We start from the raw sequence: 15,339 nt of genomic DNA, 5'->3' as shown, positions 1-15,339 counted from the left end.
GCCATGGACAGCAGCAGCACCACGGCGGGCGGCGGAAGCCGCCGCGAGGCGACCCGGCAGAAGCTCTACGAGGCGGCCGTCACACTGATCGCCGAACAGGGCTTCTCCGCCACCACAGTGGACGAGATCGCCGAGCGGGCCGGGGTCGCGAAAGGCACGGTCTACTACAACTTCGCGAGCAAGTCGGTCCTCTTCGAGGAGCTGTTGCGGCACGGCGTGGGGCTCCTCACCGCCTCGCTGCGGGAGGCCGCGGAGAAGACCGCCCGGGACGGCGGCAGCAAGGTGGACGCGCTGGACGCGATGATCCGGGCCGGGCTCGTCTTCATCAACCGCTATCCGGCCTTCACCCAGCTGTACGTGGCGGAGCTCTGGCGCACCAACCGTGCCTGGCAGTCCACCTTGATGGTGGTGCGGCAGCAGGCGGTGGCGGTCGTCGAGGACGTACTGCGCGACGCGGTGGCGGCCGGGGAGCTCAGCGACGAGATCGACATCCCGCTGACGGCGGCGGCACTGGTCGGGATGGTCCTGGTGGCCGCCCTGGACTGGCAGGCCTTCCAGCCGGAGCGCTCCCTGGACGACGTCCACGCGGCGCTGTCCCGGCTCCTCCAGGGGCGTGTGAGCGGCCACCGCTGAACACCCGCACACACGAAAGCGCCGGTTCGAACGGCCGCGTCCCCCGCGGGCCGTTCGAACCGGCGCTCCGTCGTGCTCCCCCGTACCCCCCGTCGGGCCCCCGTTCGGTCGTCCCCCGGGATCCCCCGTGTCTCACTCCCGCCGAGCGAGTCGGCGGAAGGAGCGGCCAAGGGCGCGGGGTCCGTTCCGCCGCCCCGTGTCGGCGGTGCCGGAACCGCGCCCCTTTCCGTGTCTCCACTCTGTCGTTCGCGCAGGTGGGACCCATCCGTGCGCCTACTCATCTCACCCTGTAGGTACGGATACTCAGGCATACGCACTCATGCCCAGGACGCGCCCTCGCCCACTGGTTACGATCGCGTCCGTGTCCGTACTCCCCCCGGTCTTCACCAGCGGCTGGGCCAGCGGCGTCAACGCGTACGCGGTGGTGCTGCTCCTCGGCGTCTTCGGTGCGACGGGGCTGAGCGACGAGGTCCCGGAGTCCCTGCAACGCCCTGAGATCCTGGTCACAGTCGGCGTGCTGTTCCTCTGCGAGGCGGTCGCCGACAAGATCCCGTACGTGGACTCGGTGTGGGACTCCGTGCACACGGTGATCCGTCCGGCGGCGGGCGCGTGGGTCGGTGCGCTGCTCGCCGGACAGAGCGGCTCGGTCTCGGATCTGACGGCGGGCCTGATCGGCGGTTCGACGGCGCTGGCGAGCCACACGGTCAAGGCCGGGACACGGATGGCGATCAACACCTCGCCCGAGCCGTTCAGCAACTTCGTGATGAGCACCGCCGAGGATCTCGGGGTGGCCGGGCTCCTCACCTTCGCGATGTTCTACCCCGAGGCGGCGGCGGTCATCGCCGGTGTCCTGCTGGTCACCGGGCTCGTGGTGCTCTACTTCCTCGCCTCCCGGATCAGAAGGTTCCTGCGCCGCCGCGCGCAGCGCCGGGAGGAGAGACGGATGGCCGCGCGGGTGGAGCGGCCGCCCGGACCGGCGTCACGGGCGGACCTCGAATGACCGGGGCGGAGGGTCCGCGCGGCAGCCGGATCCTCCGACGCGGCCGGCCGGGACCGCCCGGCCGGCCTCCGGGACGGGGCTGTCGGTGGCTGCCGATAAAGTCGCCGGCATGGGACGGATTGCGGTGATCGGCGCCGGGATGGGCGCGATGGCGGCCGCCGCCCGGCTGGCCGTCGCGGGCCACCGGGTGGTGGTGTACGAGCGGACGGAGACGTACGGCGGCGCGGTGCGCCGCTTCGAGCGGGACGGCTTCGCCTTCGACACCGGACCGGGGCTGCTGCCGCTGCCCGCGGTCTACCGCGACCTGTTCGTCAAGACGGGCAAGCAGCCGCTGGAGGAGTGCGTCGAGCTGGTCCAGGTCGACCCGTCGACCGACCATGTCTTCGCCGACGGCACCCGGGTGTCCCTGCCGAACGCCTCGCGCGCGGGCGTGCTCGCCGCGCTGGACGAAGCGCTCGGCGCGGACGCGGGCGCGCGGTGGGGCGACTTCCTGGTGCGGGCCCGCGAGGCGTGGGACCGGGCGCGCAGACCGCTCCTGGAGGAGCCGCTGTGGCCCAACTGGCCGGTGCTGGCCGAGCGCGACCCCTATCCCTCGGTGCCGCACAGGAAGCTGCTGCGCACCCGCCGGGCCGGCACGCTCGCCGAGGTGGCCGCCTGGGAGCTGCGCGACGCGCGCCTCACGGCTCTCCTGGAGAGCCACGCCCTGGCGTACGGGCTCGACCCGCGCGTCACCCCGGCGAGCGCCGCCGTGCTGCCGTACATGGAGCACGCCTTCGGCACCTGGTACGTCCGCGGCGGCATCCGGGAGCTCGCGCGCGCGGTGTACGAACGGTGTGTGGACCGCCGGGTCGAGTTCCGTTTCGGGACGTCCGTCGAGCGGATCGTCGAGAAGGGCGGCCGGGTGGTCGGCGTGGAGCTCTCCGGGGGCGGCTCCCCGAGCTCCGGATCCGAGGGGGACGCGTTCGCGGAGGCGGACTTCGTGGTCGCGGGCGTCGCGCCAGGTGTCCTGGACGGCCTTCTCCCCGGGGTGATGGTCCGGGGCGGTGACGAGGTCCCGCCGCAGCCGGGGGCGGCCAGCCGGCTGACCGTGCTGCTCGCGCTGCGCGGCGGGCGGCCCGCCGGGGTGACGCACCGGACGGTGGTCCACACGGTCGACCGCGCGGGCGAGCTGGACCGGCTCTTCGGCGAGCGCCCCGGGCTGCCCGCGTCGCCCACCGTCGTGGTGTCCCGCCCCGACGACCCCGCCCTCGTACCGGACGCGGAGCACGAGGCGGTCACGGTGACGGTCACGGTGCCGTCGGGCGCCCCGGTGTCCGAGGCGGACGTGGAGCGGGTCCTCGGCGCGGCCGGGCGTGCCCTGCCGGGCCTGCGCGACCGGCTCCTGTGGCACGAGGTCCGCACCCCGGCCGACATCGCGGAGGCGACCGGCGCGGAGGGTGGCGCGGTCCCCGCTCCCGCTCTCGCTGCGGGGGACGGCCGGCTGCTGCACCCGTCGAACAGCACGCGGGTGCCCGGGCTCTTCACTGCCGGGGGCTGGGCGCACCCCGGCGGCGGTCTGCCGCACGCGGGTATGTCGGGCGCCCTGGTGGCCGGGCTGATCGTGGAGGGACCGGAGTTCCAGGGCTCGCAGTGAGCGGACCGGCGGGCAGCGGGGGCGAGAAGACCGTCAGCCGCTGTCCGGCCGGTCAGTACCGGTACTGCTCGTCGATCCCGGCGCTGTTGTTGCCGTTGCCCTGGTACGGGTACTGCTGCTGCTCGGGCGGGAGTTCGCCGCCGTACTCGTCGGTGCGCTGCTGCGGCACCCAGACACCGCCGGCCGGGGTCTCGCCGCCGTACGTACCGGTGGCGTACTGGTCCTGGCCGTAGTTCTGCTGCTGCGTGTACTGCTGGTCGCCACCGGTGTAGGTGGTGTCGTACGAGGCGCCCGTGTACGTCTGCTGGCCGATGTACGGGTCGGAGTACGCGGCGTACTGCTGCTGGCTGTTGTCGTAGCCGTACTGCTGCTGGTCGTAGCCCGTGTACCCGTCGTACGCGTAGGCCTGCTGGTCCTGCGACTGGCCGCCCGTCGCGTAACCCTGCTGGTCCTGGGCGGTCGTCGCGTAGGCCTGCTGGTCCTGGGACTGGGCCGCGCCCGCGTAGGACTGGTCGGTGGCGGCGGCGTAGGCGGCCGCGTTGTAGACGCCGTAGGAGCCGGTGTCCTCGGGCAGGGGCTGCGGTTCGTAGACCGCCGTGGACTCGGCGGCTGCGGGCTCGGCGGACCCCGGGGGCATGAACCGGTCGGACTGGGCGGGGGTGAAGACGTCGTCGTCGGCCGCGAAGTCGTCTTCGCGCCGGTAGGCCGCTTCCTCGACCGCTTCGAGGTCGGAGACCTCGAGCGACGGGTCCTCGCCCCCCGGCTCGCCGCGGCGGCGCTTGCTGGGCTTGGCCGGCGCGGAGCGGCCGTTGATGGCCCAGCCCTGCGCGAAGCCCTGGCGGAACGACAGCGTCACATAGGTCTGACCGACAGTGAAGGCGGCCGCGCCCAGGCCGATGACCACGACCGAGTGCATCAGGACACCGAGAACCACACCGAGGAAGCCGACGAAGGCGAGCAGCCGGAACCGCAGCCGCGCCTTGTACTGCAGCAGCACCTCGCCGAGCAGCCACAACGCGACGATGCCGAATGCAAGATAGAGGACCGTCAAGCCCATGTACGCCCCTCTCCCAGTGGCCGCTACGCAGTGTGTCGTACGTGGGTGCGACCGGTCTAGGCCTGCTGCGGGTGGTGCAGGCCCAGATTCTCGTAGATTTCCAGCGTCGCCGTGGAGTTGTTCAGCGTAATGAAGTGCAGTCCGGGGACTCCCTCGGCCAGCAGCCTCGCACAGAACTCCGTCGCGAACTCGATCCCAATGGAGCGTACAGCCGCCGGATCCTCTTTGACTGTGAGGATCCGCTCTTTCAGGACGTCCGGGAACGAGGCATTGGAAAGTTTGGGGAGCCGTTCCAACATCTTCACACTTGTCACCGGCATGACTTCCGGGATGACCGGCGTCGCGCAGCCCGCCGCGTCGACGCGGTCCCGCAGGCGCAGATAGGACTCCGGCTGGAAGAACATCTGCGTGATCGCGTAGTCGGCGCCGGCGCGGCACTTGTCGACGAAGTGGGAGACGTCCAGGTCCCATGTGCTGGACCGCGGGTGCATCTCCGGGAAGGCCGCGACCCCGACGCAGAAATCGCCCGACTCCTTGATGAGGCGCACGAGTTCGGCCGCGTAGGTCAGACCCTTGGGGTGCGGGACCCACTCGCCCATGGGGTCGCCGGGCGGGTCGCCGCGCACGGCGAGCATGTTGCGGATGCCCGCGTCCGCGTACTGCCCGATGATGTTGCGCAGTTCCGCGATGGAGTGGTTGACCGCGGTGAGGTGGGCGACCGGGGTCAGGGTCGTGTCGAGGACGATCTGCTCGGTCTCCTTGACCGTGCCGGCCCGGGTGGAGCCGCCGGCTCCGTAGGTCACGGAGACGAAGTCGGGCGCGACGGCCTCGACCCGCCGCAGGGCGTTCCACAGGTTCCGCTCGCCCTTGGGGGTCTTCGGCGCCGAGAACTCGAACGAGTACGTCTGTTTGCCGGTCGCGAGCATGTCGCGCACGGTGCGTGCGCGATCAGTCCTGGTGGAAGCAGATCCGAGGGCCATACTCGCAGGTTAGCCAGAGGGCGTCGGTCCCCCAACCGAACCGCTGGGATTTGTCCGATCTGTCGAGTTCTTGTCCACCCCTCGGACAGCGGCCGCATCAGCGTGCTCCCGGGGCCCTCTCCGCACGCTCCGCGCGGACGTCAGCCGTGCCGGCACGCTCCGCGCGGGCCGCTGCCGCGCCTACGCCGCGCGCAGCCTCTTGGCGAACTCCGCAGCGGCCGCGCCGGGGTCGTCCGCCTCGGTGATCGCCCGTACGACGACGACGCGGCGGGCGCCGGCTTCGAGCACCTCGTCGAGCCGGCCGAGGTCGATGCCGCCGATCGCGAACCAGGGACGGTCGGTGCCGAGGGAGGCCGTGCCGCGGACCAGGTCGAGGCCGGGTGCGTGGCGGCCGGGCTTGGTGGGGGTGGGCCAGCAGGGGCCGGTGCAGAAGTAGTCCACGCCCTCCTGGACCGCGGCGGCCGCGGCCTCGGACCCGGCGTGCGTGGAGCGTCCGATGAGGACCTCGTCGCCGAGGATCGCGCGGGCCGCGGGAACCGGGAGGTCACCCTGGCCCAGGTGCAGGACGTCGGCCCGGGCGGCGTGGGCCACATCGGCCCGGTCGTTGACCGCGAGGAGCTTGCCGTGCCGGGCGCAGGCGTCCGCGAAGACCTGGAGGTGTTCCAGCTCCTCGCCCGCCTCCATGCCCTTGTCGCGGAGCTGCACGATGTCGACGCCGCTTCCCAGGACCGCGTCGAGGAACTCGGCCAGGTCGCCCTGACGCCTGCGGGCGTCGGTGCACAGGTAGACGCGGGCGTCGGCGAGCCGGCCCCGCGCGGTGGTGGCGGCGTTCTCGGGCATGCGTGTGTCCCCCGTTGTCGGTGGGCGGGGCGCGCGGCGGCCGGGGTGGTCCCGCCGCCGCGCGTCCCGCGCCGGACGGTCTCGTTGCAGGTCAGACGGCGAGCGCCTGGGCGCGGCGCTTCACCTCCGTGCCGCGATTCTCGCTCAGAGCCTGCGCGGGGGTGCCGGGCAGGCTCGGGTCGGGCGTGAAGAGCCACTCGAGGGCCTCTTCGTCGGAGAAGCCGTCGTCCCTCAGGAGCGTCAGGGTGCCGGCCAGGCCCTTGACTACCTTCTGCTCGTCCGCGTCGATGAAGTCGGCGGGGACGTGCAGCGCTCGGTTCTCACCACGGCGTACGGCGATCAGCTGGCCGTCCTTGACCAGCTGCCGGACACGGGTCACCTCGACGCCGAACTGCTCGGCGATGTCGGGGAGGGTGAGCCAGGCGGGGACGAGAGCATCGATCTTTGCGTCAATCTCGGTCACGGGACAAGCCTGCCATCCCGGACCGACAGTCGGAAGCCGAGGGCACCCGACCTGGCGTGACGGTTTCAGACCGTGGCGGCCTTCAGCGGCCTCGACGGGTCCGCGAGCAGCTCCGGATCCATCAGCGCGCCCGCCTCGATGAGCCGGCGGCCCTGAGCGAGATCCCTCGGGCGGCCCACCGCCAGAAGAGCGACCAGACGCGTCTCGTGGAGCCAGCACACCGACCAGGAGGCGCCCGAGGAGTCACCGCGCCACACCAGGGTGTCGGCGGGCGCGTGGTGGCCGACGTACTGCACGAAGCGGCCGAACTGCTCGGACCAGAAGTACGGCACCGGGTCGTAGGCGGCGGGAGCCTCCCCGATGATGTTCGCGGCGACCGTGCGCGGGCCCTGCAGGGCGTTGTCCCAGTGGTGGACGAGGAGGCGGTCCTCGTAGCGTCCCGACGGGAAGGAGGCGCAGTCGCCGACCGCGTAGACGTCCACCAGGGAGGTCCGCAGGTGGTCGTCGGCGACGATCTCGCGGTGGGCGCCGAGTTCGATTCCGGAGGCGGCGATCCAGGCGGTCGCGGGCCGCGCCCCGATCCCGACCACGACGGCGCCCGCGGGCACCCGGGAGCCGTCGTCCAGGACCACCGCGCCGGGCTCGATGCGCTCCACGCGCGCGTGGGTGCGCAACGAGGCCCCGCTGTCCGCGTACCAGGCGGCCATCGGTGCGGCCACCTCGGCGGGCAGCGCGCCGGCGAGCGGCCGGTCGGCGGCCTCGACGACCGTCACCGCGCAGCCCGCCTCACGCGCCGCCGTGGCGAACTCGGCGCCGATCCAGCCCGCGCCGACGACCACGATGTCGTGCTGCTGGGTGAGGACGGGACGCAGCCGTTCGGCGTCGTCCAGGGTGCGCAGCAGGTGCACCCCGGGCACGCCCTCCGCGCCGGGCAGCTGGATCGGTTCGGCGCCGGTGGCGACGACCAGGACGTCGTAGGGGACGGGTCCGCCCTCGGTGTCCAGCTCGTGGTCCCCGGGGCGCACGCCGAGCGCCGCGCGGCCCAGCCTCAGCTCGATGTCCAGGGCCTCGAAGTCGATGTCGAAGGCGGAGCCCTCGGCCTTGCCCAGGAGTACGGCCTTGGACAGCGGCGGCCGGTCGTACGGCTGATGCGGCTCCGCGCCGATCAGCGTGACGGTGCCCGTGAAGCCCTGCTCGCGCAGGGCGACCGCGGTCTGCACTCCGGCCATGCCCGCGCCCACCACGACGACCCGCCGTGCGGTGGACCCCTGAGACTGCGTCTGCTCGCTCACCTGATCACCATCTCTCTCCTTGGCGTGGGAATCCAGACCTTCGGGCCGGGGCGGGAAACGCGTCCTGAGTGCCGGAGCCGCAAAGCGGCGTAGTAGGCTTTGCGTCTGCCTTCGGCAGCGGTCAGGGCTTGGCCGTCATGAAACTCCTTGAGTCGAGTGAGAAGCCCCCTCGTTCACGAGGGGGAGGAGTCACAGACACCTGACAATTCGTCAGTCAGCCGACGTGCTCGGTGACCTGGTCCACACGACAGGTCCCGCGCACCTCTTCCACCACGCTCGTCCCTGTGCCTGTCCGGGACTCCCACGCCCAGCTCTCCTCCAGCCGCACGCGGCCGTCGGGCAGTTCCACCACGAGGGACACGCAGTGGCCCGACGAGGTGGTCCCGTCGTGCTTCAGCTGCACGTACCGGAAGTCGAGGCGGTCACCCTCACGGGTACCCACGAGGTGCCCGCGGAGCACGTCGCCGCCCGCGTAGTCGGCCCAGACCACGCCGTCCTCCTCGTGGTACCGGAAGCGGGTGCGGGTGCCGACCTGGCCCGGTGCCTGGTCGGCGACGGGGGCGAGGACGAGGCCTTCGAGCGATCGTGCCACGGGCGGAGGCTCCCTTACTGGGACGGGCGGGGGCGGGCTAGGGTGGCCAACGTAAAGCACTCGCGGGAGCCCGGACGCACCGGGCTGAGAGGGAGGCTGGGCGGCCTCCGACCGTACGAACCTGATCCGGGTCATGCCGGCGAAGGGAGGGGCTGGACGCCCATGTCGCCTGCACGTTCCTCAGACGTCCTCGTCATCGGGGGCGGAATCATCGGTCTGGTGACGGCCTGGCGGGCCGCTCAGCGCGGGTTCGCCACCGCGCTCGTGGACCCCGAGCCGGGCGGCGGGGCCGCCCGGGTCGCGGCCGGGATGCTCGCCGCCGTCACCGAGCTGCACTACGGCGAGGAGACCCTGCTGGGCCTCAACCTCGCCTCCGCGCGCCGCTATCCGGACTTCGCCGCCGAGCTGACCGAGGCGTCCGGCCAGGACCTCGGCTATCTCCGGTGCGGCACGTTGGCCGTCGCGCTGGACGCCGACGACCGCGCGCACCTGCGGGAACTGCACGCCCTGCAGAGCCGGTCGGGGCTGGAGTCGGAGTGGCTGAGCGGCCGTGAGTGCCGCCGTCTCGAGCCGATGCTCGCGCCCGGTGTACGCGGTGGTCTGCGGGTCGACGGCGACCACCAGATCGACCCGCGGCGCCTCGCGGGTGCCCTGGTCACGGCGTGCGAGCGGGCCGGAGTGGTCCTGCACCGGACCTGGGCGGAGCGTCTGACCGTCGTACGGGACCGGGCCGCCGGAGTGGTCACCACGGACGGCGGCGAACTCACCGCGGGCCAGGTGGTGCTGGCCGGCGGCAGCCTCAGCGGGCGTCTGGCGGGCGTCCCCGAAGACGTCCTGCCGCCCGTGCGCCCGGTGAAGGGGCAGGTGCTGCGGCTGGCCGTGCCGCGGCGGTACGCGCCCTTCCTGAAGCGCACTGTGCGGGCCATGGTGCGCGGCAGCCACGTCTACCTGGTGCCGCGCGAGAACGGCGAGCTCGTGGTGGGCGCGACCAGCGAGGAACTGGGCTGGGACACCACCGTGACGGCGGGCGGCGTCTACGAGTTGCTGCGCGACGCCCATGAGCTGGTTCCCGGGATCACCGAGCTGCCGCTCGTCGAGACCCGTGCGGGGCTGCGCCCCGGCTCGCCCGACAACGCGCCGCTGCTCGGCCCGACCGCGCTGGACGGACTGCTGCTGGCCACCGGGCACTTCCGCAACGGCGTGCTCCTGACGCCCGTCACGGGCGACGCGATGGCCCACGTCCTGACCACCGGCGAACTCCCCGCCGAAGCCCGCCCCTTCAGCCCCCTGCGCTTCGGCGCCACCGCCCTCACGGAGCAGCCCGCATGAACATCGTCGTCAACGGGGAGCGGCAGCGGATCGCCGCCGGGACCGCTCTCGACACGCTCGTCGCGACCCTCACCCCCGCGCCGGCCGGAGTGGCCGCCGCCCTGAACGAAACCGTCGTCCCGCGCGCGCAGTGGTCGTCCACCGCTCTCACCGAGGGCGACCGCGTCGAAGTCCTCACCGCCGTCCAAGGAGGCTGACCCATGGCCGACGATCCCTTCGTCCTCGGTGGCAGGTCCTACGCGTCCCGGCTGATCATGGGGACGGGCGGCGCGCCCAGCCTCGACGTCCTGGAGCGTTCCCTGGCGGCGTCCGGCACGGAGCTGACGACGGTCGCGATGCGGCGTGTGGACGCGTCCGTGCACGGCTCGGTCCTGTCGGTGCTCGACCGGCTCGGCATCCGCCTCCTGCCGAACACGGCCGGCTGCTACACCGCCGGTGAGGCCGTGCTGACCGCCCGGCTCGCGCGCGAGGCACTGGGCACCGACCTGGTCAAGCTGGAGGTCATCGCCGACGAGCGGACGCTGCTGCCCGATCCGATCGAACTGCTCGACGCGGCGGAGACGCTGGTCGACGACGGCTTCACCGTGCTGCCGTACACGAACGACGACCCGGTGCTGGCGCGGAAGCTGGAGGACGTCGGCTGCGCGGCGATCATGCCGCTCGGCTCGCCCATCGGGTCCGGGCTCGGGATCCGCAACCCGCACAACTTCCAGCTGATCGTCGAGCACGCGCGCGTGCCGGTGATCCTGGACGCCGGGGCGGGTACGGCGTCGGACGCCGCGCTGGCGATGGAGCTGGGGTGTGCGGGCGTGATGCTCGCCTCGGCGGTGACCCGGGCGCAGGAGCCGGTGCTGATGGCGGAGGCCATGCGGCACGCGGTGGAGGCGGGGCGTCTGGCCCGGCGGGCGGGGCGCATCCCCCGGCGGCACTTCGCCGCGGCCTCCTCCCCCACGGAGGGCATGGCGGCGCTGGACCCGGAGCGCCCCGCGTTCTGAGGCATCCGCCCGCGCGAGGTCCCCGCACCGTCCGTTTCCGGCCGCGATCGGCTTCCCCGGGGCGCAGGTTGTCGCGTTGTGGCCTTGCGGAGGCGGACGGGGATCCGATCGGACATCAGTGCGATGCCGGCGTCCCCGTGCGTGCGGCGTGCGTCACAGGTCGGCTGCAGTCGGGCCCCGGAATCGGCCGAACGGGGCGGTGTGACAGTGGCGGCTCGTAGACTCACCTGCGTGGATACGACCCTTCAGGACCCGCTTGTCGGACACGTGCTCGACGGCCGCTATCGCGTCGACGCACGGATCGCGGTCGGCGGGATGGCCACGGTCTACAGGGCCCTGGACACCCGCCTCGACCGCGTGCTCGCGCTCAAGGTGATGCACCCGACGCTGGCCGCCGACGCCTCTTTCGTCGAGCGGTTCATCCGCGAGGCCAAGTCGGTGGCCCGGCTGGCGCACCCCAACGTGGTGCAGGTCTTCGACCAGGGGGCGGACGGGTCGTACGTCTATCTGGCCATGGAGTACATCGCCGGGTGCACCCTGCGTGACGTGCTGCGCGAGCGCGGCGCCCTGCAGCCGCGGGCCGCGCTCGACATCCTGGAGCCGGTGCTCGCCGCACTCGGCGCCGCGCACCGCGCCGGGTTCGTGCACCGCGACATGAAGCCGGAGAACGTCCTGATAGGGGACGACGGCCGGGTCAAGGTGGCGGACTTCGGGCTGGTCCGCGCCGTGGACACGGTCACGAGCACGACGGGCACCGTCCTCGGCACCGTGTCGTACCTCGCCCCCGAGCAGATCGAGCACGGCACCGCCGACACCCGTGTCGACGTCTACGCCTGCGGTGTCGTCCTGTACGAGATGCTCACCGGCGCCAAGCCGTACACCGGGGACTCTCCCGCGCAGGTTCTCTACCAGCACCTCCACGAGGACGTGCCGCCTCCGTCGGCCGCCGTGCCCGGCATGGCGTACCCGCTGGACGTGCTGGTCACCACGGCCACCGCCCGCAACCCCGACGTGCGCCCGGCCGACGCGGTGGCGCTGCTCGGCCAGGTCCTCGAGGCACGGGCCGTTCTCACCGCGGACCAGCTCGACGCCGTGCCGCCGGGTGCCCTCGCCGTGGGCCACAGCAACGCCGACGACCGGACGAGCGTGATCCCGCGCTCGCTGTCCGTCCCCCGTCCGCTGCCCGTGAACGAGGAGGACGGCCACGACCTGAACCGGACCAGCCGGTTCGAGCAGGCCAGCCCCTTCGGTGCCGCGCCGACCGCGCCCGTGCGACAGCCGGGCACCCGTCCGCGGCGCGGGATACTGATGGTCGTCGCCGCGATCGTGCTGGTGCTCGGCCTCGGCGGCGGTGTCTGGTACATCAACTCCGGCCAGTTCACCAAGGTCCCGCCGGTCCTGGCGAAGACGGAGCAGCAGGCCACGGCCCGGCTCCAGGACGCCGGACTCGACGTCAAGCAGGTCAAGCGCGCCTACAGCGACACCGTGAAGCGCGGCCAGGTCATCAGCACCGACCCCGGTGTCGGCGAGCGGATCCGCGACAACGACTCCGTGACGCTGACCGTCTCGAACGGCCCGGAGACGGTGAAGGTGCCCGACCTGAAGGGCTTCGCGCTGTTCAAGGCGAAGGACGTGCTCAAGGGCGACGGGCTCGCCGCGGGCATGGTCACCCGGAAGTTCAGCGACGACGTGACCAAGGGCTTCGTGATCGGTACCGATCCGGTCGCGGGGACGCCGCGGCACTCGGGTTCGGCGATCGCGATCATCGTCAGCAAGGGCAGCCCGGTGGAGGTGCCCGAGGTGACCGGCTCGTCCGTCGAGGACGCCACCGCTGAGCTGGAGGACGCGGGTCTGAAGGTGAAGATCGCCGCGAACCGGGTCACCTCGGACTTCGACAAGGGCCAGGTGGCCGAGCAGACACCGATCCCGGGCCGCGAGGCCGCCAAGGGCGACACGGTGACACTGACGGTCTCCAAGGGCCCCCCGCTGGTCGAGGTCCCGGACGTCGTGGGCGACAGCGTGGACGACGCGAAGCAGGCGCTCGAGGACGCCGGGTTCGAGGTCGACGAGGACCGCGGACTGCTCGGACTCTTCGGCGACACGGTCAAGAGCCAGTCGGTGGACGGCGGCGACACGGCGCCCAAGGGCTCGACGATCACGATCGAGATCCGCTGAGCCTCCAGGGACGCGCGGCCCCCGCGGAGCCTCCGCTCGGGGGCCGCTCCCCCACCCCGGTCCGCCCGCGGGGTGCTCGGCGGCGCGTGACACCCTGATGGGTGTGACCAGCAAGCAGCTCCGCAACCCCGTCGGCGGCCATGTTCCCGTGGCCGGCGGCCTCAACTCAGTCGGCCTCTCCTACGCCCGCGACCTCGCGGCCGAGGCCGTCCAGGTCTTCGTCGCCAACCCGCGCGGCTGGGCGACGCCCGCCGGGAACCCGAAGCAGGACGAGGACTTCCGCGCCGCCTGCGCCGACGGGTCGATCCCGGCGTACGTCCATGCCCCGTATCTGATCAACTTCGGTTCGCACACCGAGGCGACGGTCGAGAAGTCGGTGGAGTCGCTGCGGCACTCGCTGCGGCGCGGGCGGGAGATAGGCGCGCTGGGGGTGGTGGTGCACACCGGGAGCGCGACGGGCGGCCGGGAGCGGTCCGTCGCGCTGAAGCAGGTGCGCACCCATCTGCTGCCGCTGCTGGACGAACTGACCCACGACGACGACCCGTTCCTCCTGCTGGAGTCGACGGCCGGCCAGGGCTTCTCCCTCTGCTCCCGCACCTGGGACTTCGGCCCGTACTTCGATGCTCTCGACGCCCACCCGAAGCTGGGCGTCTGCCTCGACACCTGCCACATCTTCGCGGCGGGCCACGATCTGACCGGGCAGAGCGGTATGCACCAGACCCTCGATCTGCTCGTCGACACCGTCGGTGAGGGGCGGCTCAGACTGATCCACGCCAACGACTCCAAGGATGTGGTCGGCGCACACAAGGACCGTCACGAGAACATTGGCTCCGGCCACATCGGCGAGGACCCGTTCCGTGCCCTGATGACACATCCCGCCACGGAGGGCGTCCCCCTGATCATCGAGACGCCCGGCGGGAAGGAGGGGCACGCGGCCGATGTGGAGCGGCTGAAGAAGCTCCGCGACGGCTGAGGCCGACACCGCCCCGGCGCTTCGCGACCTCTTCAGGAATACCCCAGGGGGGTATATGGTTGCTGCTGTGCAGAGGAACCGTCACCTGACGCTGGGGACCACTCATGCAACACGAAACGCACACACACCAGCCGGGGCACACGCCTCACGAGGGGCCGGCCGGTGACGCGCACGGGCACCATGAGGCGCACGGACACCCGCACGCGCCGACGGGGGCGACCTGGTCGATGGCCGCCCGGGCGACGCTGCACTGCCTCACCGGCTGCGCCATCGGTGAGGTGCTGGGCATGGTGATCGGCACGGCACTCGGCTGGGCCAACGCGCCCACGACGGCCCTCGCGATCGTGCTGGCCTTCTTCTTCGGCTACTCGCTCACACTGCGCGGCGTCCTGAAGGCGGGGGTCGGCTTCCGGACGGCGTTCCGGGTGGCACTGGCCGCGGACACCCTGTCGATCGCCGTGATGGAGCTGATCGACAACGGGGTGATCGTGCTGTGGCCGGCCGCGATGGACGCGGAACTGGCCGACGCGCTCTTCTGGTTCTCGCTGGCCGCGTCCCTGGTGATCGCCTTCGCGGTCACGACGCCCGTCAACAAGTGGATGATCGGCCGCGGCAAGGGGCACGCGGTGGTCCACGAGTACCACCACTGAGGAGCCCGGACAGCGAAGCCGGGATCAGAGCTCGGGGCCGTCCCCGGGCTCTTCCTGGTAGGAGTAGCGCTGCTCGCGCCAGGGGTCACCGACGTTGTGGTAGCCGCGTTCCTCCCAGAAGCCGCGGCGGTCGGCGGTCATGTACTCGACGCCGCGCACCCACTTGGGACCCTTCCACGCGTACAGATGCGGGACGACCAGGCGCAGCGGGAAGCCGTGTTCCGCCGTCAGCAGTTCGCCGTCCTTGTGGGTGGCGAAGATGGAGCGCTCGGAGGCGAAGTCCGCGAGGCGCAGATTCGAACTGAAGCCGTACTCGGCCCAGACCATCACATGGGTCACGGCGGGTGCGGGCGGGGCGAGCTCCAGGATCGTACGGGCGGGGACACCACCCCATTCGGCCCCGAGCATGCTGAACTTCGTGACGCAGTGCAGATCGGCGACGACGGAGTCGTACGGGAGGGCGGTGAACTCCTCGTGGGTCCAGCACTGCTTCTCGCCGTCGGCGGTGGCGCCGAAGACCCTGAACTCCCAGCGCTCGGGGCGGAACTTGGGTACGGGCCCGTAGTGCGTGACCGGCCAGCCGCGCTGAAGTCGCTGCCCCGGCGGAAGCTCCGACTGCGCTGTTTCTCCAGATTCACGCTCCACCGGCTGACCCATGACTCCATCCTGACAGACCCGGGACAGTGCCTGTGACCAGCAGGGGTCCGATTCGGGCAACTCCTACTAA

At 72.0% G+C, this 15,339-nt stretch carries 16 protein-coding genes and 1 riboswitch; of the genes, 9 read left to right on the top strand and 7 right to left on the bottom strand.

Annotated elements, in window-relative coordinates:
• The first annotated feature begins 3 nt into the window (after positions 1–3).
• The 3 genes from OOK38_RS22540 (at position 4) to OOK38_RS22530 (ending at position 3,266) form a co-directional block, all read left to right on the top strand.
• Positions 4–633 (top strand): TetR/AcrR family transcriptional regulator, encoded by a 630-nt coding sequence (locus OOK38_RS22540; RefSeq protein WP_266757807.1) that lies wholly within the window; start codon positions 4–6, stop codon positions 631–633.
• A gap of 361 nt (positions 634–994) precedes the next feature.
• Positions 995–1,633 carry a DUF4126 domain-containing protein gene (locus tag OOK38_RS22535; RefSeq protein WP_266757808.1) on the top strand — a complete coding sequence of 213 codons (639 nt, stop codon included), beginning with the start codon at positions 995–997 and terminating at the stop codon, positions 1,631–1,633.
• A gap of 109 nt (positions 1,634–1,742) precedes the next feature.
• Positions 1,743–3,266, top strand: coding sequence for an NAD(P)/FAD-dependent oxidoreductase (locus OOK38_RS22530; RefSeq protein WP_266757809.1), 1,524 nt, complete (start codon positions 1,743–1,745; stop codon positions 3,264–3,266).
• Positions 3,267–3,318: 52 nt separating this feature from the next.
• Here OOK38_RS22530 and OOK38_RS22525 read toward each other — a convergent pair whose 3' ends face one another.
• The 6 genes from OOK38_RS22525 to OOK38_RS22500 all read right to left on the bottom strand — a co-directional run bounded on the left by OOK38_RS22525 (position 3,319) and on the right by OOK38_RS22500 (position 8,490).
• On the bottom strand, positions 3,319–4,323 hold the full coding sequence (locus OOK38_RS22525) for a hypothetical protein (protein ID WP_266757811.1): 1,005 nt from the start codon (positions 4,321–4,323) through the stop codon (positions 3,319–3,321).
• A gap of 56 nt (positions 4,324–4,379) precedes the next feature.
• A complete protein-coding gene (gene metF, locus OOK38_RS22520) occupies positions 4,380–5,303 on the bottom strand; it encodes a methylenetetrahydrofolate reductase [NAD(P)H] (RefSeq protein WP_266757813.1) in 924 nt (307 codons plus the stop codon).
• 180 nt (positions 5,304–5,483) lie between these two features.
• Entirely contained in the window at positions 5,484–6,143 is a 660-nt protein-coding gene (thiE, locus tag OOK38_RS22515; protein ID WP_266757815.1) for a thiamine phosphate synthase, read from the bottom strand.
• 91 nt (positions 6,144–6,234) lie between these two features.
• The gene (locus OOK38_RS22510; protein WP_261706908.1) at positions 6,235–6,606 is read right to left on the bottom strand and encodes an Rv2175c family DNA-binding protein; all 372 of its coding nucleotides are present in this window, start codon (positions 6,604–6,606) and stop codon (positions 6,235–6,237) included.
• 65 nt (positions 6,607–6,671) lie between these two features.
• Positions 6,672–7,898: an NAD(P)/FAD-dependent oxidoreductase gene (locus OOK38_RS22505; protein ID WP_266757818.1), complete on the bottom strand. Its 1,227-nt coding sequence runs from the start codon at positions 7,896–7,898 to the stop codon at positions 6,672–6,674.
• Between the two features lie 214 nt (positions 7,899–8,112).
• Entirely contained in the window at positions 8,113–8,490 is a 378-nt protein-coding gene (locus tag OOK38_RS22500) for a hypothetical protein (protein WP_266757820.1), read from the bottom strand.
• A 52-nt stretch (positions 8,491–8,542) separates the two neighbouring features.
• Positions 8,543–8,655, top strand: a riboswitch (TPP riboswitch).
• Between OOK38_RS22500 and thiO the strand changes: the two genes are divergently transcribed.
• The 6 genes from thiO to OOK38_RS22470 all read left to right on the top strand — a co-directional run bounded on the left by thiO (position 8,653) and on the right by OOK38_RS22470 (position 14,612).
• Positions 8,653–9,819, top strand: a complete 1,167-nt coding sequence (thiO, locus tag OOK38_RS22495) for a glycine oxidase ThiO (RefSeq protein ID WP_266757822.1) — start codon at positions 8,653–8,655, stop codon at positions 9,817–9,819. (Overlaps the previous riboswitch by 3 nt.)
• Positions 9,816–10,016 (top strand): sulfur carrier protein ThiS, encoded by a 201-nt coding sequence (gene thiS, locus OOK38_RS22490; RefSeq protein WP_266757823.1) that lies wholly within the window; start codon positions 9,816–9,818, stop codon positions 10,014–10,016. Before thiO ends, thiS begins: the two co-directional genes overlap by 4 nt.
• A gap of 3 nt (positions 10,017–10,019) precedes the next feature.
• Positions 10,020–10,814, top strand: coding sequence for a thiazole synthase (locus OOK38_RS22485; protein ID WP_266757825.1), 795 nt, complete (start codon positions 10,020–10,022; stop codon positions 10,812–10,814).
• A gap of 231 nt (positions 10,815–11,045) precedes the next feature.
• On the top strand, positions 11,046–12,989 hold the full coding sequence (pknB, locus tag OOK38_RS22480; protein ID WP_266757826.1) for a Stk1 family PASTA domain-containing Ser/Thr kinase: 1,944 nt from the start codon (positions 11,046–11,048) through the stop codon (positions 12,987–12,989).
• Between the two features lie 97 nt (positions 12,990–13,086).
• On the top strand, positions 13,087–13,962 hold the full coding sequence (locus OOK38_RS22475) for a deoxyribonuclease IV (RefSeq protein ID WP_266757827.1): 876 nt from the start codon (positions 13,087–13,089) through the stop codon (positions 13,960–13,962).
• A 104-nt stretch (positions 13,963–14,066) separates the two neighbouring features.
• Complete coding sequence (locus OOK38_RS22470; protein ID WP_266757828.1) at positions 14,067–14,612, top strand: DUF4396 domain-containing protein; 546 nt, start codon at positions 14,067–14,069, stop codon at positions 14,610–14,612.
• A 24-nt stretch (positions 14,613–14,636) separates the two neighbouring features.
• Here the strand turns inward: OOK38_RS22470 and OOK38_RS22465 are convergent, their stop codons facing one another.
• Entirely contained in the window at positions 14,637–15,269 is a 633-nt protein-coding gene (locus OOK38_RS22465; RefSeq protein WP_266757829.1) for a sulfite oxidase-like oxidoreductase, read from the bottom strand.
• Between the last annotated feature and the right edge of the window lie 70 nt (positions 15,270–15,339).

The organism is Streptomyces sp. NBC_00568, assembly GCF_026341855.1.
Taxonomy (GTDB): domain Bacteria; phylum Actinomycetota; class Actinomycetes; order Streptomycetales; family Streptomycetaceae; genus Streptomyces.
The sequence above is the reverse complement of the archived record's forward strand: the minus strand, read 5'-3'. Positions and strand labels throughout refer to the sequence as shown.

Coding starts and splice junctions, on each gene's coding strand:
- OOK38_RS22540 (WP_266757807.1), top strand. CDS start 4: ATGGACAGCAGCAGCACCACGGCGGGCGGCGGAAGCCGCCGCGAGGCG.
- OOK38_RS22530 (WP_266757809.1), top strand. CDS start 1,743: ATGGGACGGATTGCGGTGATCGGCGCCGGGATGGGCGCGATGGCGGCC.
- OOK38_RS22525 (WP_266757811.1), bottom strand. CDS start 4,323: ATGGGCTTGACGGTCCTCTATCTTGCATTCGGCATCGTCGCGTTGTGG.
- metF (WP_266757813.1), bottom strand. CDS start 5,303: ATGGCCCTCGGATCTGCTTCCACCAGGACTGATCGCGCACGCACCGTG.
- thiE (WP_266757815.1), bottom strand. CDS start 6,143: ATGCCCGAGAACGCCGCCACCACCGCGCGGGGCCGGCTCGCCGACGCC.
- thiO (WP_266757822.1), top strand. CDS start 8,653: ATGTCGCCTGCACGTTCCTCAGACGTCCTCGTCATCGGGGGCGGAATC.
- thiS (WP_266757823.1), top strand. CDS start 9,816: ATGAACATCGTCGTCAACGGGGAGCGGCAGCGGATCGCCGCCGGGACC.
- OOK38_RS22485 (WP_266757825.1), top strand. CDS start 10,020: ATGGCCGACGATCCCTTCGTCCTCGGTGGCAGGTCCTACGCGTCCCGG.
- OOK38_RS22475 (WP_266757827.1), top strand. CDS start 13,087: ATGGGTGTGACCAGCAAGCAGCTCCGCAACCCCGTCGGCGGCCATGTT.
- OOK38_RS22470 (WP_266757828.1), top strand. CDS start 14,067: ATGCAACACGAAACGCACACACACCAGCCGGGGCACACGCCTCACGAG.
- OOK38_RS22465 (WP_266757829.1), bottom strand. CDS start 15,269: ATGGGTCAGCCGGTGGAGCGTGAATCTGGAGAAACAGCGCAGTCGGAG.